The following is a 25431-nucleotide window of genomic DNA, read 5'->3' as shown; positions in this document are numbered from 1 at the left end:
CATGAAAAAGACACTCTACACTCTTTTGTTTTTGCTGCCTTTCAACGTACTGGCCAGCGGCGGCGGCATCAAACTGGACAGCGCCGACATCGATCTGAGCGACATCCAATCACTGGAACGCGGTGCGAAACATTACGTGACCTACTGCTTGGGCTGCCATTCGGCCAAGCATATCCGTTACAAACGTATCGCGCTGGATTTGAAACTGGACGAAGCGGAAATCTTGAAAAACGTCGCGCCGTTGGGCGCCGGCATCTACGATCAGATGCATTCGGCAATGAATGCGCACGATGCAGAGAAATGGTTCGGCACCACGCCGCCGGATTTGTCGCTGATCGCCCGCTCTCGCGGCGCCGACTGGCTATACAGCTATCTGCGCAGCTTCTACAACGATCCATCGAAACCGTTGGGCGTGAATAACGCAGTGTTCAAGGATGTGGGCATGCCCAATGTGTTCTGGCAATTGCAGGGCAGCCAAGCGGCCGAAATCCACAAAGTTGAGGGCCAGGAGATGGTAACCGGCCTGCACTTGGAACAACCGGGTCAATTGTCGCCGAAAGAGTTCGACAAATTGGTCAACGACCTGGTCAATTTCCTGGTCTACGTCGGCGAGCCGGTACAACTGGAACGGCAACAAATGGGTAAATACGTGTTGTTTTTTATCTTGATGTTCATCGTCTTGGCCTACCTGTTGAAAAAGGAATACTGGAAAGACGTACACTAAACGCTCCGCCAGACCGCAAAAAACCGGTATCGGTGTCACCGATACCGGTTTTTTTATGTCCGGACTGCCCTAAATCAATGCCGGAACGGGGTCCTGCCTAGCGCCGGGACGCCGTTCGGTAACGGTCCGACCGGCTCGCCCCATCCGATATTGGTTTTGTTGGTTTTTGCCTTATCCGGCGCCACCTTGGGCGGTGAGAGTTTTCTACCCCTCATCAATTGATCGATCTGCCCCTTATCCAGAGTTTCCCAATCCAGCAAGGCCTGAGCCATGTTGTGCAAAATATCGATATGCGTCTTCAGGATGGTTTCGGCGCGGTGGTAATTGCTGGACAGCATCCGCCGAATTTCTTTGTCGACGAATAAAGCCATCTGTTCCGACATCGGCTTGGCCTGCGGCCCGAAATAGCCGCTATCGCTGTCACCGCAATCCATCGGCCCCAAGCGGTCGGAAAAACCCCATTTGGTCACCATGTTCCGCGCCAGTTGGGTGGCGCGCTGGATATCGTTGGAGGCGCCGGTAGTGACTTTGTCTTTGCCGTAAATCAGCGCCTCGGCGATCCGACCGCCAAACAGACTGGAAATCTGGCCTTCCAGCTTTTCCTTGCTGGCGCTGTATTGATCGCGTTCCGGCAGGAACATGGTGATGCCCAAGGCGCCGCCGCGCGGCATGATGCTGACTTTATAGACCGGGTCATGCTCCGGCACCAGCCGACCGACGATGGCGTGACCGGCTTCATGGTAGGCTGTCATCAACAGTTCTTCGCGGCCCATGATCATCGTGCGTTTTTCCGCGCCCATGATGGTTTTGTCGCGCGCCTTGTCCAAGTCGTTCATGGTCACTTCCCGCTGGTTGTTGCGGGCGGCAAACAAGGCGCCTTCGTTGATCAGATTGGCCAGTTCGGCCCCGGAGAATCCGGGGGTACCGCGAGCTAACGCATTGATATCGACATCGGCAGCCAGCGGCACCCGGGCGGCATGTACTTTCAGGATTTGCTCACGACCTTTGATATCCGGCAAGCCGACCTGCACTTGGCGATCGAAGCGCCCCGGCCGCAGTAAGGCTTTGTCCAATACGTCGACGCGGTTGGTGGCGGCGATGACGATAATGCCTTCATTGCCGTTGAAACCGTCCATTTCCACCAACAATTGGTTCAAGGTTTGTTCGCGTTCTTCTGCTCCGCCCATATTCCCGGAACTACGTTGGCGGCCGACCGCGTCGATTTCGTCGATAAAAATGATGCACGGCGCGCGCTTCTTGGCGTTTTCGAACAAGTCGCGGACACGCGAAGCGCCGACGCCAACGAACATTTCGACGAAATCGGAACCGGAGATCGAGAAGAACGGCACACCCGCCTCGCCGGCAATGGCTCTGGCAATCAAGGTCTTACCGGTACCCGGAGGGCCGACCATCAATACGCCGCGCGGAATCTTGCCGCCCAGCGCTTCGTATTTACCGGGGTCTTTCAAGAAATCCACCAATTCCACCACGTCTTGTTTGGCTTCCTCGGCGCCGGCGACATCATCGAAACGCACCTTGACCTGGTCTTCCGTCATTAATTTGGCGCGGCTTTTGCCAAAAGCGTTTTGGCCGCCGGCTCCCATTTGCTGCTTACGCATGAAATAAATCAATACGGCAATCAACAACAGGGTCGGAATCCAAGAGTAGAAAATTTGCAGAAAACTCATTTCGTTTTCCGGCCTTTCAACCTTGATTTTGACGCCATATTCCAGCAAGTCGTCGATCATACGCATATCGCCGGGGTTGTAGGTGCTGAATTCGCTACCGTTATGGCGTCGGCCGCGGATAGAACGGCCGTCGATCACAACCTCGGCGACCGATTTACTACGGACATCGAGAATGAAGTCGGAGTAAGACTCGTCGTTTTGCTTGTGATAGGCGGAAGAGGTCGGATCGAAAGCGGCAAACAGTGCAATTGCGATACCGGCCAGGACGAACAGCGGGATGAGAAATTTTTTCATGATAGGCCCCCCGATGAGGATGCAAGCCGCGACTGCGGCGGAAAAACAGCCGACTAGCTTAGGCGTCGATTGTTTATCCTATTCATGCAAATTTCAGTCCAATTGCCTAATTGGTGCACATTCTCGTAACAATTTCACGCCGTCGGCTTTCCCGGCAGAACCAAACACCGGCTTTACCTGGCCTGAGCACCGCTTGCGGGCAGTGCTTTGTCGTTAAAAACATTTCCGCGCAGTGTGACCGAAACCCGATCGCAACACGCGAATTCGGCTGCGAACCATACCTGCGACCCGCCGAGCATGAAGCGCTATACGTTTTTCCGGGCGGCGATCGCTCCGATTCCGAACCGAAAAACTCCGATAGTGCTAAAAACGGGCAAGCGCGATCCAAGCTGGTGCAATTCCGGCGTGGTCGCGGGTATAACGACACCTTTTTGTAGTCTTTGCGACAACTTGGCCGACACCGGTCGCGGCATTTTAGGTTGGATTTGCTACAAAGTTAACATTTCGCGTGAACTGAAAAAATAGTTTGTTTTGCATTTGTTTTGCATATATCATTTTTACAAAACAAATACAGAACAAAAATGAACCTTACCCGTAAACAACAAGAAATTTTCGACTTCCTGCTGCAAAACCAGGAACAGTTCAACCATCCGCCAACGCTGGAGGAACTCTGCGCGGCAATGGGTTTGAAATCGCGCGGCTCGCTGCACAGCCAAATCAAGGCGTTGATCGACGCCAATTTGGTCGAAGCGCCGGAGCGCAAACAGCGCGGCATCCGTTTGACCGAATACGCCAAGGCCATGACCAAGCCGGGCGAGCCTTCCGAGCTATTGCCCTTCGTCGGATACATCGCCGCCGGCAAACCGATCGAAGCCATCGAAAACATCGCCTACATGGCAGTACCGGAACAGTTGAAAACCGGAAAATCCTGTTATGTGTTGCAGGTCAAAGGCGATTCGATGCTGGAGGAAGGTATTTTCGACGGCGACTGGGTCGTCATCGAACAACGCAGCCACGCCCGTAACGGCGAGATTGTGGTGGCCTTGGTCGACAAGACCGAAGCCACATTGAAATTCATCGAGCAATATCCGCACGAAACCTTGCTGATACCCGCCAATTCCACGATGCAGGCCCTGCGCTACAAACCCGAGCAAGTGGAAATCCAAGGCGTATTGGTCGGACAAATGCGGAGTTACACCCACCACCACTAACGAGGAAACCTTATGCCGCGCCAATCAGTCCATATGCGAGACCAAAAAGCCAACCAATTAGCCATGCACATTCGCGCCGACCGTCAGGCGGCACTCAACATGATCGAGGAAATCACACTGGTCGTCGTGTTGTGGGGCGTATTTTTGCTGGCGGCCGGCTGATGCGCTTCGCCGATAGCGGGTTTCACCGGGAGAGGTCGGCGCGCCATGTATAAACTTTGTTTTTACGCGCCGGCCAGCCACGTTGAAGCCATCAAGCAAGCGCTATTCGAACAGGGCGCCGGCCGTTTCGGCGATTACGATCGCTGCTGCTGGCAAACGCTGGGCCAGGGCCAGTTTCGCCCCTTAGCCGGGAGCGAGCCGTATCTAGGCGCGATCGATAGGCTGGAAACCGTCGCCGAGTACAAGGTGGAAATGGTTTGCGCCGACCACGTTATCAAAACCGCCGTGCAAACCCTGCTAGACAGCCATCCCTACCAACAACCGGCCTACGAAATTTATAAAATCCTGAATCCGGAAGATTTGCCATAACCCGGCCGCTACGGCCGACATCAATGCCCTCCGTCGCCGTCGTCGCCTTCCTTCTTGCTGATCTCTTCCAAAGCCAGACTGCCCAGCGCTCCGGTTTGTTTGGTAGCCGAACCCAAACCCTCGCTCAAATTGATTTTCAGTTTCAGATTGTTCGGCGAATCCGAATTGCGCAGCGCTTCTTCCAACGAAATCACGCCGCTTTTGTACAGCTTCAACAGATGGCTGTCGAAGGTCTGCATACCGATATTTTCCGACTTTTCCATCGCTTCCTTGATGGCATGAATGTCGCCCTTGTGGATCAAATCACTGACCAGTTTGGTACCTAACAGAATTTCGATCGCCGCCACCCGCTTGCCTTCTATGGTCGGCACCAGGCGTTGCGAGACAAAGGCCTGCAAATTCAAAGACAAATCCATCAACAATTGCGGCCGGCGCTCTTCCGGAAAGAAGTTGATGATCCGGTCCAGCGCCTGGTTGGCGTTATTGGCATGCAAGGTCGACAGGCATAAATGGCCGGTTTCGGCAAAGGCCAACGCATGCTCCATGGTTTCCTGGCTGCGGATTTCGCCGATCAGGATCACGTCGGGCGCTTGGCGCAGCGTATTCTTCAAGGCGTCTTCGTAGCTTAGGGTATCGACCCCGACTTCGCGCTGATTGACCAACGAGCGTTTATGCGGATGCACGAATTCGATCGGATCTTCGATGGTGATGATGTGGCCCGACGAATTGCTGTTGCGGTAATCGATCAAGGCCGCCAGCGAAGTCGATTTACCGGAGCCGGTGCCGCCGACGAACAAAATCAGGCCGCGCTTCTCCATGATTTTGTCTTTCAAAATCTGCGGCAGACCCAAAACGTCGGCATTCGGAATATCCACCTTGATGTTGCGGATTACCAAGGCATAACAATTGCGCTGCTTGAAAATATTGACCCGGAACCGGCCGATGCCCTCTTCAGTGATGGCCAGATTCATCTCCGGCACGTGCTCGAAACTGGCGCGTTGCTCGTGGTCCATCACGCTGTCGGCGATTTGCTTGATCCGCTCCGGGGTAAGCTTGACGTTTTCCAACGGCTTCAAGGTGCCTTGGAATTTGGCGGCCGGCGGCGCGCCGGCCGTCAAATACAAATCGGAACCGTCGTGCTGCACCAGGATTTTCAAATAGTCTCTAAATTCCATACCGGCCAATCTCGCGTTAAAAAATGTTCAAAGTTTAGGTCAACAGCCGGACATGTGAAGGCCGAGACGATTGGCCGGCACGAATTAGTCCGGAAAATCTTTGCCATCGCCACCGCTTACTCGTCTATCCTTGCGTCTTTTACAATGCGGCGGACGCCATGCCCCACACTCGTTTCAAGCTGAATGACCCGTATACCGAAATCGACTGGCTATACGGCATTGTCGCGAGTATCGATGACGCGGTCCTGGTGCTGGACGCCAAGCACCAGATCCTATACGCCAATCCCGCCGCCGAATCGCTGTTCGGACTCGCCGGCCGCAAGCTCGCCAAAGTCGGCGAATGGCAACCGGCGCTATATCATGCAGACCGGACCCGGCGCTACCTGATCGCAGACGAGTTGTGGCCGGCTAGCTCGCATGCCGCCGAAGCTTCGGCCGTAATCGACCTTTACCTGAGCAGCACTGACAATACCTGGATCCCGCTGTCGCTGAAAATTCGCCGGATCGACAGTCCGCAAGGCCAAGCCCACTTGTTGCTATTCTCGTCCCGGCCGCCGAGCCCGCCCCCTGCGCCGGCAGAATCCGCGGCCGAAGTGCTGGAGCACAGCCCAAATTTGAGTGCGGTTCTAAACCACATGCCGGCCATGATCGGTTACTGGGACCGGAATCTGCACAACCGATTCGGCAACACGGCCTACGAGGAGTGGTTCGGTTTTACCCCGAGCAGCATGCTCGGCAAGCACATCCGCGACGTGATCGGCGATAAATTGTATGGCTTGAACCAACCCTATCTGGAAGCAGTTTTAGCCGGAGAACCCCAGTTTTTCGAACGCACCATCGTCGATGTTTCCGGCAGGGAGCGCTACACCCAGACGGCCTATCTGCCCGATTACGGCGACGGCCGGGTCAACGGTTTTTTCGTACTGGTGACCGATGTCACCGAATTGAAGTCTGCCCAAAAAAGGATCGGCGAATCGGCCGCCAGCCTGCGGGCGATATACGACAACCTGCCGTTCCTGGCCTGGATGAAAGACCGCGACGGCCGTTACCTGCAAGCCAACAAGCATTGGTTGCAGGCGGTCGGCATCAAAGAGCTACAGGCGCTAGACGGTATTACCGATTACGACATCTGGCCGCGCGAACTGGCCGAACATTATCTGGCAGTGGACCGGGAGGTCATGCATAACCGTCGTCAAATCCAGCTCACCGAACGCGCGTTCGACGCCGGCCGCGAAACCTGGACTGAAACGATCAAATCGCCGGTGATCGGCGAAAGCGGCGAAGTGCTCGGCACCACCGGACTGGCCAGAGACATTACCGAACAACGCGTCGCGGAAGATACCTTGCGTAACTACAGCGAGCGCTTGCGGCTGGCCACCCAGGCCTCGGCCATCGGCATCTGTGAATGGGAGATCGGCAGCGGTCAAGCCGACTGGGACCCGCGCATGTACCAGATGTTCGGTATCGCCCAAGGCACGCCGATCGATTACGAGGCGTGGGCGCAACTGGTAGTCCAGGAAGATTTGCCGCGCTGCAAGGCCAAACTGCGCAAGTTGATTCACGACAGGCGGGAACAACATTGGGAATTCCGCATCCGCCGCCAAAACGACGGCAGTTTGCGCTACATCCAGGCGGCCGCCATCGTCGGCAGCGGCCCGAACGGCGAGCAGCAAAAAATCGTCGGCGTTAACATCGATGTCACCCGCTACAAAACCATCGAGAACGCCTTACGCGACAGCGAAGCGCATCTGGCCCACGCCCAAGCACAGGCGCATCTGGGCAGTTGGCGGCTGGACGCCGACCGCACCAGCTTGCATTGGTCGGACGAAAACTACCGGATATTCGGCACCCCGCTCGGGGCCGCCGTCACCTACCAACATTTCCTGGACTGCGTGCATCCGGACGACCGGGCTTTTATCGACCAAGCCTGGCAGGCGGCCATGAACGGCGCGCCGTATGATATCCAGCACCGCATTCTGGTCAACGGCCAGCTCAAATGGCTGCGGGAACGGGCCGAACTCGACTTCGACAGCCAGGGCCGGTTTCTGCGCGCGGTGGGTACGTCGCAAGACATTACCGAGCTGAAAGAAATCGAACGCGACCTGGAATACTCCCGCTCCCGATTGCGGCAACTCTACGCCCGCCGCGAAAAAGCCCGCGAAGAGGAACGCAGACGCATCGCCCGCGAGATCCACGACGAACTCGGCCAGATGCTGACCGCACTGCGCATGCAGATCTCGCTGATGCGTCTGCGGTTCGCCGAGGGCAACGCCGAGCTGGCCGAGAAAATTCGCGATACGATGCTGTTATTGGACAAAACCATAGAAGTCACCCGCGACGTGGCGACCTCCTTACGGCCGTCGGCGCTTGAAATGGGCATCGTGCCGGCGCTGCAATGGCACATCAAAAAATTCTCCGACCAATCCGGCATTGCCTGCGATTTCAGTCATCCCGACAACGGCCCGGAAATGGACGAAGAATGCGCAACGGCGTTATTCCGCATTGTCCAGGAGTCGCTGACCAACGTCCTGAAGCATTCCGGCGCAGACAAGGTTAAAATTCGCATCGCCATGGAGCCCGGCTTTTACTACCTGGAAATTTGCGATAACGGTCGGGGATTCGCTGCATCGGACGCCAGGAAAGCCCAATCGTTCGGTTTGATCGGCATCCAGGAACGCGCCATTATGCTGGGCGGCACAAGCGAATTCCTCAGCACCCCGGACACGGGCACGACCATTCGGGTCCGGGTTCCGGCCACCCCCAACAGATACCTTTTATGATTCGACTGCTCATAGCCGACGACCACGCCATCGTGCGTAGCGGGCTCAAACAATTGTTCGCACTGAACGCGGACATCGAAATTGGCGGCGAAGCCGAAAACAGCGAACAACTGCTGGACTGCCTGCAGCGCTGCACAGTAGACCTGGTTCTGCTGGATTTGAACATGCCCGGCCCGGGCGGCTGCGAAACGATAAGCCGGATCCGGCGGGAGTTCCCGACGCTGCCGGTGCTGGTGTTGAGCATGCACAACGAACTGCAAATCGTTAGCCTGGCGTTGAGGGCCGGCGCCAAAGGTTACCTGACCAAAGACAGCGATCCGGAAACGCTGATGGCCGCCATCCGCGCAGTCGCAGCCGGCCAACGCTTTATCGACCCGAAGCTGGCCGAAAAATTGGCCTTTGCCGACATAGTAGCCCCGGAATCGAAACCGCACCCAAAACTGTCTGCCCGCGAGTTTCAAATTCTGCAAATGCTGGCCAACGGCAAAGGCATTACCGAAATCGGCCAGGAACTGGCAATCAGCAACAAAACCGTCAGCACTTACAAATCGCGGCTGTGCGGCAAATTGCAAATCAATAATACGGCGGAATTGATCCGTTATTACGACGCCCAAATTTGGCAGCCATAACCCAGGCCATCTGTTCGCCGTTCGCACTCGCCCCGGCTTACGGCAACGGACACATGCGCAAGCCCTTGTTATTTGTGGGCTTTTACAACCCACCGCCACACTCGACCTAACCCGGAACACCTAATCCGCAGTATAATGCTGCGTTTTTTCCGTTAATTCCCCCCGTTATGAGTCAACAACGAAAAGCCGTGGCGCTGATTTCCGGCGGCCTGGATTCCATGCTGGCCTGCCAGACCATCATGAACCAGGGCATCCATGTCGAAGGCATCAACTTCTTTACCGGATTTTGCGTCGAAGGCCACACCCACGCCATCCGCAAGCAGGATGCCGACAAGGTCAAGCGTAACAACGCGCTGTGGGTAGCCGAACAACTCGGCATCAAGCTGCACATCATCGATATCATCGAGGAATACAAACAAGTGCTGCTGAACCCCAAACACGGCTACGGCGCCAATCTGAACCCGTGCCTGGACTGCAAGATCTTCATGGTCAACAAGGCCAAGCAGTGGATGCAGGAAAACGGCTTCGATTTCATCATCACCGGTGAAGTGGTCGGCCAACGGCCGATGTCGCAACGCAAGCAGACCATGCCGATCGTCGCCGCCGAATCCGGCGCCGACGATTTATTGGTACGCCCTTTATCCGCGCAAAACCTGCCGGCCACGCTGCCGGAGCGCGAGGGTTGGATCAGCCGCGACAAGATGTTCGGCTTCAGTGGCCGCTCCCGCAAACCGCAAATGAGCTTGGCCAAAGAATTCGGTTTCGCCGACTACGCCCAACCGGCCGGCGGCTGCTGCTTCCTGACCGACGAAAGTTATTCCTTAAAATTGACCGACCTGTGGCAGGCCCGCGGCAAGCGCGACTACGATCTGGACGACATCATGCTGTTGAAGGTCGGCCGCCATATTCGCCCCCGCCCGCATTTCAAAATCATCGTCGCCCGCGAGGACGGCGAAGCCCGCTTCATGAGCGGCTATAAAAAAGAGTTCGTCAGCATGCATTGCACCAGCCACCGCGGGCCGTTGGTACTGATCGACGGCGAAGTCGGCGAAGACGATTTGGCCTTGGCCGGGCAAATCCTGGCACGTTACGGCCAGGGCCGCGACGCCGAGCAAGTCGAAGTGACGATACGCGACCGCGCCGGTGCCGAACGCAATATTTTCGTAACGCCGTTGGCAGCCGAGCAAATTCCCGAGGAGTGGTTCGTATGAGCGAATTCACGTTAAACGCACGCCGGCTGCTGTGCCCGTTGCCGGTAATCCGCACCCAGGACAAGGTCAAGACCTTGCAATCCGGCGACGTATTGACCGTGGAATGCACCGATCCAGGGGTGATGCAGGATATTCCGGCCTGGTGTCGGATTAATGGGCATCAGGTGTTGGAGACTCGTGCGGGTGATGGGGAGTATGTGGTTGTTTTGGAAGTGGGTTGAGTGTTTTTGGTTGTCTGATCAGTTGAGTCGCTATCGCGACGGCCTGATTTAACGTCGGGTCTCGGCCCGACAGCCGAGTAACTTTTCTTTGTTTGGCCAAAGAAAAGTCACCAAAAGAAACGCCACCCGAACGCCGCTTAGCTCACTCGGCACATCCATGTGCCTCGCCCTACGGGTGCAATGCATGCAAATCGGCTATCCTGCCGATTTGTCCTGCGCTCCTCGCTTTCGACGGGGATCGACAGAAGGGGCTCCTGCCCCTCTGTCGATGTGCGGCATCCCTGCCGCACCCCTACGGGCTATTCCCGCCGAAAGCTCCGGTGCTCGGCGCGGCATACGGGAGGAAAACCGTCTCGATAGTAAAGAAACGGTTTTATTCAAGGATACGTACGATATACGGAAACCATTTATCTTTTTGTTATACGGATTCAGGACTTGGCTAGCGCAACCATTAAAATATTTCTTGCCCATGGTGACCCAAAACGGTTGCGAACTGCAGAACTCTCAAATTGGACGGGCAAAGCAGTGGCAGGCCCTCGAACAGAATTCGATAGCATTCTCGCTCGGGAAGAGGCAACGAATGCAGGCGTGTACTTCCTAACGGGCATTGATACAGAAACAGGAAAGCCAGCTCTTTATATCGGAGAGGCTGAGTCAATTAAAGATCGCCTCAAAAGCCATCTCGAAAAGGACTTTTGGAATCAAATCGTCTTCTTTACAAGCAAAGACGAGAATTTAACCAAAGCGCATATTCGATTTTTGGAAGGCCGTCTTATAGACGAAGCAAAGCAATCTGGACGCGCCATACTCAAGAACGCACAATCTAGCGGTGCAAAGCTCCCAGAGTCCGACAGAGAAGATATGGAGGTGTTCTTGGAGAAAATGCAGCAACTTCTCCCTGCGCTTGGCGTAGAAGCTCTCGTCCCCACTGCCGCAATAAAAACCAACTCCGGTTCATATGAAATGCTCTTCTGTGAGCTAAAGGGGCTAAAGGCTTCTGGCTACTTAACCCCAAACGGAATTATTGTGGTTTCTGGTTCCCATGCGGTATTGCAGGAGCGCGATTCTGCCCAAAAATACCCTTGGCTCATATCGTTACGACAGAAGTTAAAAGAAGATGGCTTCCTTGTCCGTGATGGCGATAGGTTGCTTTTCACAAAAGATACGGAGTTCACGAGCCCAAGCGCTGCTGCTGCGGTTATTCACGGGGGAACAGCTAATGGACTCACGGCATGGAAAAACGCACAAGGCAAATCTCTCAAGGAAACAGAATCCCTATAGCAAGTAGCCGACATGAAGCGTAGTGGAATCGTGGATAATCGAAGCACTCTAACCCTCGATTCCGTTTCACTGCATTGAGGCTACGGTGTATATAGACAACCAATATAATTTTCAAACTCCGGGATGGTTTTGGTCCCGTATGCCGCGCCGAGCACCGGAGCTTTCGGCGGGAATAGCCCGCAGGGGTGCGGCAGGGATGCCGCACATCGACAGAGGGGCAGGAGCACCTTCTGTCGATCCCCGTCGAAAGCGAGGAGCGCAGGACAAATAGGCAGGATAGCCGATTTGCATGCATTGCACCCGTAGGGCGAGGCACATGGATGTGCCGAGTGAGCTAAGCGGCGTCCGGGTCGCCTTTCTTTTGGATACTTTTCTTTGGCGATGCAAAGAAAAGTATCGCGGTTGTCGGTCCGCGAACCGACATTAAAATATTCGTCGCGATAGCGACACAACAAAATTAGTTAATCAGTCTAACAAGGTAAACAATGGCAGTCGGAGACACCTCATTTCCTGAAATGTATGCCGTCCAAGGCATCACACTCGGCTCCAGTAACGCCGGCATCAAACAAACCGTGCGCGACGACATCTTGGTCATCGCAATGGCCGAAGGCGGCAGTTGCGCGGCGGTATTCACCCAAAACGCCTTTTGCGCGGCGCCGGTACAGGTCGCCAAGGCGCATTTGGCGATGAACCCGCGCTGGCTGCTGGTCAACTCCGGCAACGCCAATGCCGGCACCGGCAAGCAAGGCTTGCAGGACGCCTTTGCATGCTGCGCCGGTTTGGCTGGAGAAGTCGATGCGTTGGCGCAGCAAGTGCTGCCGTTTTCGACCGGCGTGATCGGCGAACCGCTGCCGGTGGAAAAACTGGCGGCGGCACTGCCGGCCGCGGTCGCCAATCTGGCGGAATCGCACTGGGACCGGGCGGCGAGGGCAATCATGACCACCGACACCTTTCCGAAAGGCGCCTCGTTGAAGCTCGACATCGGCGGCCATCCGGTCGCCATTACCGGCATATCCAAAGGCGCCGGCATGATCCAGCCCAATATGGCGACGATGCTGGGCTTTATCGCCACCGACGCCAAAATCGAGCAGGGTCTGCTGCAAGAGTGCCTGAATGCGGCGGTCGAGCAATCGTTTAACCGGATCACCGTCGACGGCGATACTTCGACCAACGATGCCTGCGTGGTCTTGGCCAGCGGCTGCAGCGGCGCGCCGGAGATACTGCCGGGCAGCGAGCATCTGGCGGCGTTCAGCGCAGCCTTGACCTCGGTCTGCAAACGGCTGGCGGAATTGATCATTCGCGACGGTGAAGGCGCCACCAAGCTGATGCGCATCATCGTCGAGCAAGCCCGCGACAGCGGCGAAGCGCTGCAAGTGGCAAAAACCATTGCCCATTCGCCGCTGGTCAAAACCGCGTTCTTCGCCAGCGACCCGAACTGGGGCCGGATCCTGGCCGCCGTGGGCCGGGCCGGGGTCGAAAATATGGAACTGGAGAAGATCGAGATTTACCTGGGTACGGTCTGCATCGTCGAAAACGGCGGCCGCGCGCCGTCTTACACCGAACAGGACGGCCAGCGGGTCATGAGCCAGCAGGAGATCGACGTCACGGTGCGTTTGGGCCGCGGCACGGCCAGCGAACAGGTGTTGACCTGCGATTTTTCCTACGATTACGTCAAAATCAACGCCGAATACCGCACTTAATTCCGCCCATGCTCCAGCCAAATAACGTGGTTCACGTCGCGGTCGGCGTCGTTCGCGACACGGCCGGTCGGATACTGATCGCCCGACGCGCACAACACGCGCACCAGGGCGGCTTGTGGGAGTTTCCCGGCGGCAAGCTGGAACCCGGCGAGCCTGTGTTGCAGGCCCTAGCGCGGGAGCTGGAGGAAGAGGTCGGGATTCGGGTCGCCGCAGCCGAGCCTTTGATCAAAATCCGCCACGATTACGGCGACCGCCGGGTGTTGCTGGACGTCTGGAACGTCAACTCGTTCAGCGGCGAAGCCCGGCCCTGCGAAGGCCAGGCCATGCAATGGGTTAGCGCCGGCCAGCTTTCCGACTTCACCTTTCCGGCCGCCAACCTGCCTATCATCGCAGCCGCCCGGCTGCCGGCGTATTACGCCATCCTGGAAGGCGCAGATGCGGAATCGATCATGACGAATTGCCGACGCATCATCGACAACGGCGTCAAATTAGTGCAATTCCGGACCAAAACGCTAAGCGCGAACGACAAACAAACCGTGCTCGAACGGGTATTGCAGCAATGCCGGCACCACGCTGTCGAGGTGCTGGTCAACGCCGATCTGGATTTGGATATTAGTCAGGCGCAAGGCATCCATTTGAGCAGCCGGGCGTTAATAAGACTGGATCGACGTCCGCCCGGAATGCGCTGGGTCGCCGCGTCTTGCCACAATTCAACGGAACTGCAGCATGCGCTGGCGATTGGGGTGGATTTTGCGGTGTTGGCGCCGGTCATGCCGACCGCTTCGCACCCCGACACACCGCCTTTAGGCTGGCAACGCTTTAGCGAACTGCTGGAGCACGCCAACTTGCCGGTGTTCGCCTTGGGCGGATTGAGCCGGCAGGATTTGGTGCGGGCGCAAGCCGCCGGTGCCCAGGGTATAGCCGGCATCAGCGGCTTTTTGGCTTGAAGCGGCCTCTCGACAAAATCCCTTATTGCTGTTGACTATCACGTCCGAGCTTTGCAGCCACCTCATATCGGACCGCGGTCAGACTCAGCAACGGGTGTGTTAACCCGCTTCACCGTCATCCAGGTTCGACAGGTCGGGGTTTTCGTCGTCCCAAACCGGCGGACCGGGAATCTTGTGCGCTTCGGTGGCCCAATCGCCGAGGTCGATCAGCTTGCAGCGCTCCGAGCAAAACGGTTTGAATTTTTCGGCGGCAACCCAGGCCACCGGTTTACGGCAGGTCGGGCAGGCGACTTGCGGCGGGGACTGCGCGGCCATCAGAACATGCAGCGGGTCAAATGGAATTCGACATCGTCCTGGGTTTGGCACGGCCGGTTTTCATCGGCCGACGGGATCATGAAGCGGATGCTGAAGCGGTGTTTGCCGCCACTGATCTCGGCGAAACAGCGCTGCTCAGGTTGCAAAGCCACGCGCAGCAACTGCACCGGATGGTTTTTGTTGTCGAGCGCCAGTTGAAAAAAACCGGCTTTGGCAAGCTCCGGGGTTGGAATACTGCTTTGACGGATGAAGCCTAATATCAGATCGATCGCAACCCGGATATCGACAAACGGTTGGGTCCAACGCTCCAGATCTTTCTGCTGCTCTGCTTCATCCTGCTCCAGCCAGTAATGAAACGCCGGCAGATCGAACGAGCAACTGCCGCCGGGTATCGAATTGCGCTGCGAGATACTCTGAAACAAATCGCTTTCCATCACGCTGATGCCGATCTTGCCGTTGGCGCTGTATAAATTGCGGCTGGCCTGATTCAAGTCGGCCAGAATTTCCTGCAGTTTTTCGTCGTCGACGCCGTGGTTATGGGCCAATTGGTTCAACACTTTGGTGTGACGGTCCAATTCTTTGATCAATTCGGATTTAAGATCGCTGCGGCTGAAGATGGTCAGAATATCCAACAAGACGGAGATGGCGGCGCGTTTGTCGAAAACCGAAGCGCCCAACATGAAATGGCTGAGCTGTTGAAAGAGCTGCTCCAAGCGCATAAACACACGAATTCGTTCGTTAAGCGGGAATTCGTAGACTATTTGTGTATTCAAGCCGGTGGTGTCCTGGCGGTGGCTAAAAAAATGTAGGAATTGTGCAGACTTTTAACCTGTTCTGCAAGCAGCTCCGGCCCGGCGCTATTGTCGATCACATCGTCGGCGCGGGCCAGCCGTTCCGGCCGCGACATCTGACTGGCCACGATGGCCTGCGCCTGTTCGGCGCTGAGTTTGTCCCGGGTTACGACCCGTTCGATCTGCAGGGGTTGCGGACAATCTACCACCAGGATCCGGTCCACAACATAAGGATTTTTAGATTCGAGCAACAACGGCACCGCAATCAGGCAGTAATCGGCCTGCAATGCCGCCACATCGGCGGCGATACGGGCGTATACCCGCGGATGCATGATGGCGTCCAGCCGCCGCTTTTGCTCCGGATCGGCAAAGATCGCCTCGCGCAGCTTGGGCCGATCCAGGCTGCCGTCGGTTTTCAACATGTCGGCACCGAATGTCTGAACGATGGCTTGCAAGGCCGGCTCGCCCGGTTCAACCAAACGGCGGGCGATCAAATCGGCATCGACCACCGGCACGCCCAAGTCGGCAAACAGACGGCATACCGTGGTTTTGCCGCAGCCGATGCCACCGGTCAAACCGATTTTCAACATCGGTCACAGACCTGCAAGCCGCAGATACCAAGCATTCATTTGCTCACCCCACAATAGCGCCAGCCAGCCGGCCATAGCCAGATAAGGCCCGAACGGAATCGGCTTGGCCGCATCGCGCCGGCAGAACACGATCATCGCGACGCCAATCACCGCACCGACCAGGGAAGCCAACAAGATTATCAGCGGCAAATATTGCCAGCCCAGCCAGGCGCCGAATACGGCCAGTAATTTGAAATCGCCGTAACCCATGCCGTCCTTGCCGGTCAGCAATTTAAAGCCGTGGTAGACGCTCCACAAGCTTAAATAACCGGCTACCGCGCCGACGATACTGTCGCGGCTGTCGGCAAAAATGCCGAACACGCTGAGCAGCAAACCCAGCCAGACCAAAGGCAGCGTGATCGAGTCCGGCAGCAATTGCTGATCGATATCGATAAAACTCAGTGTAATCAGACACCAAGTCAACGGCAACGCAAACGCCAGCGCCCAGCCGTAACCCAGTTGCCAAGCGACCAGCGCCGAACACAGGCCGGTAAAGGCCTCTATCGAAGGATAACGCCAACCGATTTTGTTGCCGCAGTTGGCGCATTTGCCGCCGAGCAGCACATAGCTCAGGACCGGGATGTTTTGATAGGCTTTGATTTCGGCTTTGCAAGCCGGACAGTGCGAAGCCGGCAATAACAGATCGAAACGCTCGCCCGGGGCTTCGGCCGGCAATTCCAGGTATTCGCGGCACTCGCGCCGCCACGCAGCCTGCATCATCAGCGGCAGCCGGTAAATCACCACATTCAGAAAACTGCCGACCAGCAAGCCGAGTACTAAAGCGCTTGCGGCCAGAAAACCGGGAGATTGAGCTAAGACATTGAACAACATAGGTAAGCAGTAAAGACTGGCCGGTCCGCTGCCTGTAATAGGCCGGAACCGGCAACAGGTTAGATAGCGGCGCCCAATTTGAAGATCGGCAAATACATCGCCACGATCAAACCGCCGACCAAAATCCCCAAGATCACCATGATGATAGGTTCCATCAAACTGCTCAGGTTGTCGACCAAGTTATCGACCTCTTCCTCGTAAAAGTCGGCGACCTTGTCCAGCATGGCGTCGATCGAACCGGATTCTTCGCCGATCGCCACCATCTGTACCACCATATTCGGAAATATGCCGGTGGTTTCCAAGGCGAACTTCAATTGCTGGCCGGTAGCGACGTCGTCGCGCACCTTCATCACCGCCTCGTAAAACAAGATGTTACCGCACGCGCCGGCCACCGAAACCAAGGCTTCGACCAACGGCACGCCGGCGGCCGACATGGTCGAGAGGGTTCTGGCGAAGCGGGCGATGGCCGATTTTTGCAAAATCATACCGACCACCGGTATTTTCAACAGGGTCCGATCCAGAAAATGGTTGAAGGCCTTCGAGCGTTTTTTAAAGTAGGTAAAGGTGTAGCCGGCGACAAATAGCACGCCGACCACGGCCCACCACCATTCCTGTACCCAGGCCGACAAATCGATGACGAATTTGGTGAACGCCGGCAAATCGGCGCCGAAGCCTTTAAACAAGTCCTCGAACACCGGCACCACGAACACCAACAAAATCGCGGTAACGATAAACGCCACCACCAATACTGCCACCGGGTAGGTCAGAGCCTTTTTGACTTTTTTCTTGATCGACTCGGTTTTTTCCTTGTAAGTGGCAATCTTATCCAACAAGGTTTCCAATACCCCGGCATGTTCGCCGGCTTCGACCAGATTGCAAAACAAGGCGTCGAAATAGAGCGGCTTGCGGCCCAATGCTTGCGCCAGGGTATCGCCACCCTCGACGTCGGCTTTGATCGACAACAGCATTTCCGACATGCTGGCGTTGTCGTGGCCCTTGCCGATGATATCGAACGACTGCACCAGCGGTACGCCGGCCGCCAGCATGGTCGCCAATTGGCGGGCAAAAACGGCAACATCGCCCGGCGTGATTTTTTGCACCCGCGGACTGAACAAGGGTTTCGCCTTGGGTTTGATACCGATCACCCGGATGCCCATCCGCCGCAGCTCGGCGCGAGCGATCACTTCGCTTTTGGCACTGATAGTGCCTTTGGTTTTCCGGTTTTGTTTGTCGAAACCGTCCCAATTGAATTCGATCTGCTCTTCTTGTTTTGCCATGATTATTCCGTGGTGACGCGGTCAATTTCTTCCAGTGAGGTGATGCCCTGGCGGATTTTCAACAAGCCGGAGGTGCGCAAATCGTTGATGCCTTCGCTGCGGGACAATTCGGCCATCTCCATCGCATTGCCGCCGCGCAGGATCAAGGCCCGCATTTTTTCGGTGATCGGCATCACCTGGTAAATACCGACCCGCCCTTTGTAGCCGTTATTGCAATGCTCGCAGCCCACCGGACCGTATATTTTGAAAGTGCCAAGTTCTTCCTTTTTGAAGCCGGCCGAGATCAGCGCACTTTCCGGGTAATCCATTTCCTTCTTGCAATGCTCGCACAAACGCCGTGCCAGACGTTGCGCCATAATCAGCAAAACTGCCGAGACGATATTGAACGGCTCGATCCCCATCTGTACCAGCCGGTTGATGGTCTGCGGCGCGTCGTTGGTGTGCAGCGTCGACAACACCAAGTGGCCGGTTTGGGCTGCTTTGACGGCGATACTGGCGGTTTCATAGTCGCGGATCTCGCCGACCATGATGATGTCCGGGTCCTGCCGCAAGAATGCTTTGAGCGCTTCGGCAAAAGTCAAGCCGGCTTTAGGGTTGACGTTGACCTGGTTGATGCCTTCTACGGTGATCTCTACCGGGTCTTCGGCCGTGGAAATATTGGTTTCGACGCTGTTCAGAATATTCAAACCGGTATACAGCGACACCGTCTTACCGCTACCGGTCGGCCCGGTGACCAACACCATGCCGTAGGGTTTATGAATCGCATCCAGGAAATTTTTCTGCTGTTCCGGTTCGAACCCGAGTTTTTCGATGCCGATCTGGGCGCTGGTCGGATCCAGAATCCGTAACACCACTTTTTCGCCGAACAAGGTCGGACAGGTGTTGACCCTGAAGTCGATCGCGCGGTTTTTCGAGATCTGCATCTTGATCCGGCCGTCCTGCGGCACCCGCCGTTCGGCGATGTCCATCTTGGACATGACTTTCAGCCGGGAAATGATCCGATTAGCGATACCGACCGGCGGACTCGCCACTTCCGACAGTATGCCGTCGGCGCGGAAGCGGATGCGGAACCGCTTCTCGAACGGTTCCATGTGAATATCCGATACGCCGCGCTTGATCGAATCCAGCAAAATCTTATTCACGAAGCGGACGATAGGCGCGTCGTCGATATCCGAACCCATAGCGTCTTCGGCCGGCTTGGCCTCGTCGCCGGCGGAAATATCGATGTTGTCCAGATCGTCGTCGAGCAGATCCTTCATCGACGTATCCGCGGCTTCCAGCGCCGTGTCTATCATTCTGATCAGTTTGTCTTCTTCGACCAGAATATTTTCGGTATTGTGCCGGGTGTGGAACTTGATCTCGTCCAGGGCCTGGAAATTGGTCGGGTCGGCCGTCGCGACGAACAAACGGTTACCGCGTTTAAAGAGGGGCAAGGCGTGGTGCTGGCGAATCAATTTTTCGCTGACCATTTTGATCGGCAGAAACGCGGGATCGATCGCGTCCAGATCGAAAAACGGCACGCCGAATTCGGCCGAGGCCAGCGTGGCGATGGTTTTGCTATCCGCGTATTTGTGTTCGACCAAATAGCTAATGAACGCCTGTTTGCGCTTTTGCGCCTCCTGTAAACAGGTCGCTGCCGACTCTTCTGTCAGCAGCCCCTTCTGAATCAGGCACTTAACCAGACCGCTAAAATGAATGTTGGAAGGTGCTGTCGCCATGAAAAAAGGTCAAGATTGGTTTTACTGCAGCTTTGTGCTGCAAATATAGATGAAGTAAGGATTTTATCCAAACTCGACACAGGATGTCGGCAAAGGGTCGGCTAGACCGCCGCAGGCGATAAATGCAGGGAGGCAGCCGCCGGAGACCGGCGACTGCAGAGACAACGCTTAAACCTCGTGATAAATCGCGGCGCCTTCTTCGAGAAATTGCTTGGACTTCTCTTCCATGCCTATTTTCAAAGCTTCCGCTTCTTCCAAGCCTTTTTGCTCGGCATAGTTGCGCACGTCCTGGGTGATTTTCATCGAGCAGAAATGCGGGCCGCACATCGAACAAAAGTGCGCGACCTTCGCCGATTCCTTAGGTAAGGTTTCGTCGTGAAACGAGCGAGCCTTTTCCGGGTCCAGCGCCAAGTTGAATTGGTCTTCCCAGCGGAATTCGAACCTAGCCTTGGACATCGCGTTGTCGCGGATCTGCGCACCGGGGTGGCCTTTGGCCAGATCGGCGGCGTGGGCGGCGATTTTGTAGGTCACGATGCCTTCGCGCACGTCCTGCTTGTTGGGCAAGCCCAGATGCTCTTTCTGGGTGACGTAGCACAGCATCGCACAGCCGTACCAGCCGATGTTGGCGGCGCCGATCGCCGAGGTGATGTGGTCGTAGCCGGGCGCGATGTCGGTGGTCAGCGGTCCCAGGGTGTAGAACGGCGCTTCGAAGCAATCTTCCAGCTGTTTGTCCATGTTGACCTTGATCATTTGCAACGGCACGTGGCCGGGGCCTTCGATCATGGTTTGCACGTCGTGTTTCCAGGCGATTTGAGTCAGTTCGCCCAAGGTTTCCAGCTCACCGAACTGGGCGGCGTCGTTGGCGTCGTAAATCGAACCCGGACGCAAGCCATCCCCCAACGAGAACGACACGTCGTAGGCTTTCATGATTTCGCAGATTTCTTCGAAATGCGTATACAGGAAGCTTTCGGTGTGGTGCGCCAGACACCATTTGGCCATGATCGAGCCACCGCGGGAGACGATGCCGGTCAGGCGCTTGGCGGTCAGCGGTACGTGATGCAGGCGCACACCGGCATGGATGGTGAAGTAATCGACGCCTTGCTCGGCTTGTTCGATCAGTGTGTCGCGGAAGATTTCCCAGGTCAGTTCTTCGGCCTTGCCGTCGACTTTTTCCAGCGCTTGATAAATCGGCACGGTGCCGATCGGTACCGGCGAATTGCGTAGAATCCATTCGCGGGTTTCGTGGATGTTTTTGCCGGTGGATAAGTCCATGATGGTATCGGCACCCCAGCGGATGCCCCACAACATTTTTTCGACTTCTTCTTCAATCGAGGAAGTGATCGCCGAATTGCCCAAGTTGCCGTTGATCTTGACCAGGAAGTTGCGGCCGATGATCATCGGCTCCAATTCCGGGTGGTTGATGTTGGCCGGAATAATGGCCCGGCCGCGCGCCACTTCGGAGCGCACGAATTCCGGGGTGATAAAGGACTGAATGTTGGCGCCGTAGGAAAAACCCGGATGCTGGCCTTGGTAACGGTCACGCATCGCTTCCAGGTTCTGGTTCTCGCGGATGGCGATATATTCCATTTCCGGCGTGATGATGCCTTTGCGGGCGTAATGCATCTGACTGACGTTATGGCCGGCTTTGGCGCGGCGTGGGTTGCGGGTCAGTTCGAAACGCAGGTGTGCGGTCTTGGGATCGTGCAGCCGCTCGTGGCCGTATTTTGAGGTCGGGCCGCTCAATAACTCGGTGTCGCCCCGCTCTTCTATCCATTTACCGCGCACCGAACCCAAGCCTTGGTGCAGGTTGATGTCGACGTTCGGGTCGGTATAAGGGCCGGAAGTGTCGTAAACGAAAATCGGCGGATTTTTCTCGGCGCCGAAATGGGCTGGCGTGTCGGACAGGTTGATCTGCCGCATCGGCACCTGCATGTCGGGACGGCTGCCCTGGATATAGATTTTTTCCGAGGCGGGGTAGGAATCGATTCTTACGCTACTGCCGGTGTCGGTAGTAATTTCATTGCGGACAGCGCTCATGCTTATCTCCAAAAACAGAATAAATCGCGAGCGCAGGGAAGGATTGGCTTTCCTACGCCGGCATTAACCGGATCAGGTTCGAAGGGTTTTTCTCAGCTTCCGCTCTGGAATTGGGCGGAAACACCCCTAGCCTTTTAGGTGGGTCGGTAAGTTAAATGATAATTAGGGCAATTGCAAGCTCGGTTAACGCCCCGGTAGCGGCAAAAATCTTATAAAACAATAGGTTTTATTTCCTGTCGCCAGCTGCAATGCAATTGCTATGATAACCGGCACCCGATCCAACCATTGCCCCATGACCGATCAACCAACTTTTACCGACCTCGATCGCGGATTCGCCCGCTTCCTCGCCGAACGCAGCCGCTTGAGCGGGGCAAAAAAAAACCGCTTCGAAGCCTTGCTGCTGCAGTTATCGGCCCAACAAGGCGCCGGCCATAGCTGCATCGCGATCGACGCGGAGGACATGGCTGTAGTGATGGCCTCAGGCCTGGCCTCCACCGGCAAAACCACCCCGTTGATTGCCGAAACCGAGCGCCTGTATTTGCACCGCTATTGGCATTACGAGGAGCGCCTGGCGAGGCAACTTGCGGCACTGGCCCGACAAAAATTCGATACCGGACATCTCGCAGCCAGCCTCGACCGCTATTTCCCAAGCCAAGGCGACGAAATCGATTGGCAAAAAACCGCGGCGCAAGCGGCGGTTAGTCAGGCCCTGAGCATCATTACCGGCGGCCCCGGAACCGGCAAAACCACGACGGTGCTGAAAATTTTGGCCCTATTGCTGGAAACCAGTCGCCAAGCGTTACATATCGCCCTGGCCGCACCCACCGGCAAAGCCGCGATGCGCCTGCAAGAGTCGATTGTCGCCAACAAACCCGGCCTGGCTTGCGTCGACGAATTGAAAGACCGAATTCCGGAACAAGCCCACACGCTGCACCGACTGCTCGGCGCCAAGCCGCCGACGCCATATTTCCGCCACGACGCCGAAAATCCGCTGCCTTACGATGTGGTGGTGGTGGACGAAACCTCGATGGTCGATCTGGCGTTAATGAGCAAATTGGTCGATGCGCTTAAACCAGGATCGCGTCTGATTTTACTGGGCGATAAAGACCAGCTGGCCTCGGTCGAATCCGGCTCGGTCTTGGCCGACCTAGCCGCCGGCCTGGCCGAGCGCACGGTGGAACTACAAAAATCGCATCGGTTTCAAGGCCGCATCAAACAACTCGCCGTCGCCGTGAACTGCCAGGATGCGGATCAAGCCTGGCAACTACTGCAAGAGCCAAGCCCGCCGATTAGGCGCCTGACCGGCGATCCGATCGATTGGATCATCGAAAATTATGCCGAATACCTGCAGGCGATTCCGAACGGCTGCGACCCGACTGAAATTTTCGCCGCCTTCAACCGCTTTCGGGTGCTTTGCAGCAATCAACGCGGCCATAACTCGGTCGGCGAGATTAATCGGCGGGTAGAACTGGAGCTGGCAAACCGGGGCAAAATCCGGCCCGGCTCGACATGGTACGCCGGCAAACCCGTCATGATTACCGCCAACCACGCCGGCATGCAATTGTACAACGGTGATATCGGCTTATGCTTGAGCGACCCTGAACAAGGCAGCCAGCTCCGGGTATTTTTCCAGCGCGGCGAGCAATTCCGTAAAGTGTTACCGGCCCGGCTACCGCCCTGGGAGACAGTATTCGCGATGACGATCCACAAAAGCCAAGGCTCGGAGTTTGAAAACATCTTGATTGCGTTACCGGATGTCGTGAATCCGGTGCTGAGCAAGGAGCTGTTGTACACGGCGATCACCCGCGCCAAGCAATCGGTGGCGGTCAGCGCCGACCAAGCCATCTTCAATGCCTGCGTCGACCACCGGGTTACCAGACACAGCGGCCTGGCCGCAAAATTGCAGACTTACGCTTCCGGACCAAACTGATGAAATCGATAAAAAAACGCAGCAAACGCTTATTGGCCGACATCCAAACCACGGCAGACCGATTGGAGGCTCTGTGCGCAGACTTGGATTTGCTACAAGGCTTGTTCGAAACCGCCAGCCAAATTGGCGATTGCGCCGCTAAAATCGCCGAACAGATTTCCGCCGCCCATAAAACCGAAGCGGCGGCAACGCTGGCTCAGTCGCCGGAATTGGCCCGGTTAGCGGATTTTGTGGATATGGACGCGATCAGCCTGCTGGAAGAGCGCATATTTGCCGCGCAGACCAATCTGGAGGAAGGTGAAATCGGCGTTTTTTTTCAACAGCTCCTGGAAAAGTCGGAGACGTTGTACGCAACGCTGACGGAAAACATCCAGCAACTGCTGACGCTGGCGGAAGAAGCCGAAGAGGGTTAATGACTACGTTGCACCGAAAAGTGCGCCAGCGCTTCGAGGGCTTGTTTGTATTCCGAATCCGGCAGACACTCCAGAGCGGCAATAGCCAGCCCAGCCGCGCGTTCGGCACACTGCTCGGTATACTCGATCGCATTGGTCGCTTTTACGACTTCGTACACGTCATTGAACGCCTCGCGCGAACCCTGCCGGATCGCATTGACCACGATTTGCGACTGACGCTGGTCGCCGTGTTGGATGGCGTAAATCAGCGGCAGGGTCGGTTTGCCCTCGGCCAGATCGTCGCCAAGATTCTTACCCAGCTCCTCACTATTGGCCTTGTAATCCAGGGCGTCGTCGATCAACTGAAACGCCACACCCAGTTGCTGGCCGTAAATCGCCAAGGCTTCTTCGGTCGCTGCATCCGCGCCTGAAACCACGGCGGCCAATCGGGTAGCCGTGCTGAATAGAATCGCCGTTTTGCGGGCAATCACTTCCAGGTACTTGGCTTCGCTGGTCTCCGGGTTGTTGCAGTTCAACAACTGCAATACCTCGCCTTCAGCGATTGCGGTAGTGGTCTTGGACATGATGGCCATCACCCGCATGTTGTCGGTCCGCACCATCATTTCGAACGCACTGGAATACAAATAGTCGCCGACCAAAACGCTGGCTGCATTGCCCCACACCGCATTGGCGGATTCTTTACCGCGCCGCAACTCGGACTCGTCGACCACATCGTCGTGCAGCAAGGTCGCGGTGTGAATGAATTCGATCACGGCCGCCAGTATCAAGTGGCGCTCGTCGACCTGTCCCAAAGCCTTTGCTGCCAGCAACAGCAACATCGGCCGTAACCGCTTGCCGCCGTTACCGATGATGTAATGGCCGATTTGATTGATCAGCACAACATCGGAGCTCAGTTCGTTTAAAATCAACCGGTCAACCGCCTGAGTCTCGGCGGTGGTTAAATTTTTAATCGAATCGAAATCTATCGGGGCTGAAGCTGGCGTAGAAACTTTAGCTATCATGAAATATTGGGCTAATCGCCTGTCGACGCGTGACGTAAATAGCCGGTCATGCTATGAATATTCGTAGGTAGTGTCAATAGTACCCGACCAACGCGAA

Annotated in this window: 24 protein-coding genes and 1 riboswitch; of the genes, 14 read left to right on the top strand and 10 right to left on the bottom strand. The window is 56.2% G+C overall.

Going from position 1 to position 25431, the window contains the following annotated elements:
• Position 1 precedes the first annotated feature (1 nt).
• Positions 2 to 724, top strand: a complete 723-nt coding sequence (locus PL263_RS15950) for a cytochrome c1 (protein ID WP_140913458.1) — start codon at positions 2 to 4, stop codon at positions 722 to 724.
• Between the two features lie 74 nt (positions 725 to 798).
• On the opposite strand, the gene ftsH is transcribed toward PL263_RS15950, so the two are convergent.
• Positions 799 to 2706, bottom strand: a complete 1908-nt coding sequence (gene ftsH / locus PL263_RS15945; RefSeq protein ID WP_278210291.1) for an ATP-dependent zinc metalloprotease FtsH — start codon at positions 2704 to 2706, stop codon at positions 799 to 801.
• Between the two features lie 297 nt (positions 2707 to 3003).
• On the opposite strand from ftsH, the gene PL263_RS15940 reads away from it, so the two are divergent.
• From PL263_RS15940 to PL263_RS15925, 4 genes are read left to right on the top strand one after another with little or no spacing between them, the layout of a single operon-like run.
• The gene (locus PL263_RS15940; RefSeq protein ID WP_278210289.1) at positions 3004 to 3231 is read left to right on the top strand and encodes a hypothetical protein; all 228 of its coding nucleotides are present in this window, start codon (positions 3004 to 3006) and stop codon (positions 3229 to 3231) included.
• Positions 3232 to 3287: 56 nt separating this feature from the next.
• Positions 3288 to 3917 (top strand): transcriptional repressor LexA, encoded by a 630-nt coding sequence (gene lexA, locus PL263_RS15935; protein ID WP_278210288.1) that lies wholly within the window; start codon positions 3288 to 3290, stop codon positions 3915 to 3917.
• A 12-nt stretch (positions 3918 to 3929) separates the two neighbouring features.
• Positions 3930 to 4079 (top strand): hypothetical protein, encoded by a 150-nt coding sequence (locus tag PL263_RS15930; protein WP_186289641.1) that lies wholly within the window; start codon positions 3930 to 3932, stop codon positions 4077 to 4079.
• A gap of 45 nt (positions 4080 to 4124) precedes the next feature.
• Entirely contained in the window at positions 4125 to 4448 is a 324-nt protein-coding gene (locus PL263_RS15925; protein WP_278210286.1) for an NGG1p interacting factor NIF3, read from the top strand.
• A gap of 20 nt (positions 4449 to 4468) precedes the next feature.
• On the opposite strand, the gene PL263_RS15920 is transcribed toward PL263_RS15925, so the two are convergent.
• Positions 4469 to 5623, bottom strand: a complete 1155-nt coding sequence (locus PL263_RS15920) for a PilT/PilU family type 4a pilus ATPase (protein ID WP_278210285.1) — start codon at positions 5621 to 5623, stop codon at positions 4469 to 4471.
• A 158-nt stretch (positions 5624 to 5781) separates the two neighbouring features.
• On the opposite strand from PL263_RS15920, the gene PL263_RS15915 reads away from it, so the two are divergent.
• The 7 genes from PL263_RS15915 (at position 5782) to PL263_RS15885 (ending at position 14392) form a co-directional block, all read left to right on the top strand.
• Positions 5782 to 8403, top strand: a complete 2622-nt coding sequence (locus PL263_RS15915; protein WP_278210283.1) for a PAS domain-containing protein — start codon at positions 5782 to 5784, stop codon at positions 8401 to 8403.
• Positions 8400 to 9032 (top strand): response regulator transcription factor, encoded by a 633-nt coding sequence (locus PL263_RS15910; RefSeq protein WP_278210281.1) that lies wholly within the window; start codon positions 8400 to 8402, stop codon positions 9030 to 9032. Before PL263_RS15915 ends, PL263_RS15910 begins: the two co-directional genes overlap by 4 nt.
• A gap of 167 nt (positions 9033 to 9199) precedes the next feature.
• Positions 9200 to 10243: a tRNA (5-methylaminomethyl-2-thiouridylate)-methyltransferase gene (locus PL263_RS15905; protein WP_140913450.1), complete on the top strand. Its 1044-nt coding sequence runs from the start codon at positions 9200 to 9202 to the stop codon at positions 10241 to 10243.
• Entirely contained in the window at positions 10240 to 10464 is a 225-nt protein-coding gene (locus tag PL263_RS15900; protein WP_278210280.1) for a sulfurtransferase TusA family protein, read from the top strand. Before PL263_RS15905 ends, PL263_RS15900 begins: the two co-directional genes overlap by 4 nt.
• A 435-nt stretch (positions 10465 to 10899) precedes the next feature.
• Positions 10900 to 11745 (top strand): GIY-YIG nuclease family protein, encoded by an 846-nt coding sequence (locus PL263_RS15895; protein ID WP_278210279.1) that lies wholly within the window; start codon positions 10900 to 10902, stop codon positions 11743 to 11745.
• A 485-nt stretch (positions 11746 to 12230) separates the two neighbouring features.
• A complete protein-coding gene (argJ, locus tag PL263_RS15890) occupies positions 12231 to 13445 on the top strand; it encodes a bifunctional glutamate N-acetyltransferase/amino-acid acetyltransferase ArgJ (RefSeq protein WP_278210277.1) in 1215 nt (404 codons plus the stop codon).
• Positions 13446 to 13453: 8 nt separating this feature from the next.
• Positions 13454 to 14392 (top strand): Nudix family hydrolase, encoded by a 939-nt coding sequence (locus tag PL263_RS15885; RefSeq protein WP_278210276.1) that lies wholly within the window; start codon positions 13454 to 13456, stop codon positions 14390 to 14392.
• Positions 14393 to 14491: 99 nt separating this feature from the next.
• On the opposite strand, the gene PL263_RS15880 is transcribed toward PL263_RS15885, so the two are convergent.
• The 7 genes from PL263_RS15880 to thiC all read right to left on the bottom strand — a co-directional run bounded on the left by PL263_RS15880 (position 14492) and on the right by thiC (position 21990).
• A complete protein-coding gene (locus tag PL263_RS15880; protein ID WP_278210275.1) occupies positions 14492 to 14707 on the bottom strand; it encodes a DNA gyrase inhibitor YacG in 216 nt (71 codons plus the stop codon).
• Positions 14707 to 15480, bottom strand: coding sequence for a cell division protein ZapD (gene zapD, locus PL263_RS15875; RefSeq protein WP_140913444.1), 774 nt, complete (start codon positions 15478 to 15480; stop codon positions 14707 to 14709). Before zapD ends, PL263_RS15880 begins: the two co-directional genes overlap by 1 nt.
• On the bottom strand, positions 15477 to 16088 hold the full coding sequence (gene coaE / locus PL263_RS15870) for a dephospho-CoA kinase (protein ID WP_278210271.1): 612 nt from the start codon (positions 16086 to 16088) through the stop codon (positions 15477 to 15479). Before coaE ends, zapD begins: the two co-directional genes overlap by 4 nt.
• Before the next feature lie 3 nt (positions 16089 to 16091).
• Positions 16092 to 16958, bottom strand: a complete 867-nt coding sequence (locus PL263_RS15865; protein ID WP_278210270.1) for an A24 family peptidase — start codon at positions 16956 to 16958, stop codon at positions 16092 to 16094.
• Between the two features lie 59 nt (positions 16959 to 17017).
• Positions 17018 to 18235: a type II secretion system F family protein gene (locus PL263_RS15860; protein ID WP_278210268.1), complete on the bottom strand. Its 1218-nt coding sequence runs from the start codon at positions 18233 to 18235 to the stop codon at positions 17018 to 17020.
• Positions 18236 to 18237: 2 nt separating this feature from the next.
• Positions 18238 to 19953, bottom strand: a complete 1716-nt coding sequence (pilB, locus tag PL263_RS15855) for a type IV-A pilus assembly ATPase PilB (protein ID WP_140913440.1) — start codon at positions 19951 to 19953, stop codon at positions 18238 to 18240.
• A gap of 168 nt (positions 19954 to 20121) precedes the next feature.
• Positions 20122 to 21990, bottom strand: a complete 1869-nt coding sequence (gene thiC, locus PL263_RS15850) for a phosphomethylpyrimidine synthase ThiC (protein WP_278210262.1) — start codon at positions 21988 to 21990, stop codon at positions 20122 to 20124.
• A 32-nt stretch (positions 21991 to 22022) separates the two neighbouring features.
• Positions 22023 to 22128: riboswitch (TPP riboswitch) on the bottom strand.
• Between the two features lie 154 nt (positions 22129 to 22282).
• Between thiC and recD the strand changes: the two genes are divergently transcribed.
• Complete coding sequence (gene recD, locus PL263_RS15845) at positions 22283 to 23920, top strand: exodeoxyribonuclease V subunit alpha (protein ID WP_278210260.1); 1638 nt, start codon at positions 22283 to 22285, stop codon at positions 23918 to 23920.
• The gene (locus PL263_RS15840; protein WP_278210259.1) at positions 23920 to 24333 is read left to right on the top strand and encodes a hypothetical protein; all 414 of its coding nucleotides are present in this window, start codon (positions 23920 to 23922) and stop codon (positions 24331 to 24333) included. Before recD ends, PL263_RS15840 begins: the two co-directional genes overlap by 1 nt.
• Here PL263_RS15840 and ispB read toward each other — a convergent pair.
• Positions 24330 to 25334 carry an octaprenyl diphosphate synthase gene (ispB, locus tag PL263_RS15835; protein ID WP_278210256.1) on the bottom strand — a complete coding sequence of 335 codons (1005 nt, stop codon included), beginning with the start codon at positions 25332 to 25334 and terminating at the stop codon, positions 24330 to 24332. The genes PL263_RS15840 and ispB overlap by 4 nt on opposite strands.
• Positions 25335 to 25431 lie beyond the last annotated feature (97 nt).

Source organism: Methylomonas sp. EFPC3, from assembly GCF_029643245.1.
Taxonomy (GTDB): Bacteria; Pseudomonadota; Gammaproteobacteria; order Methylococcales; family Methylomonadaceae; genus Methylomonas; species Methylomonas koyamae_B.
Note: the sequence above shows the minus strand (reverse complement) of the source record. Positions and strands in the feature narration are given on the sequence as shown.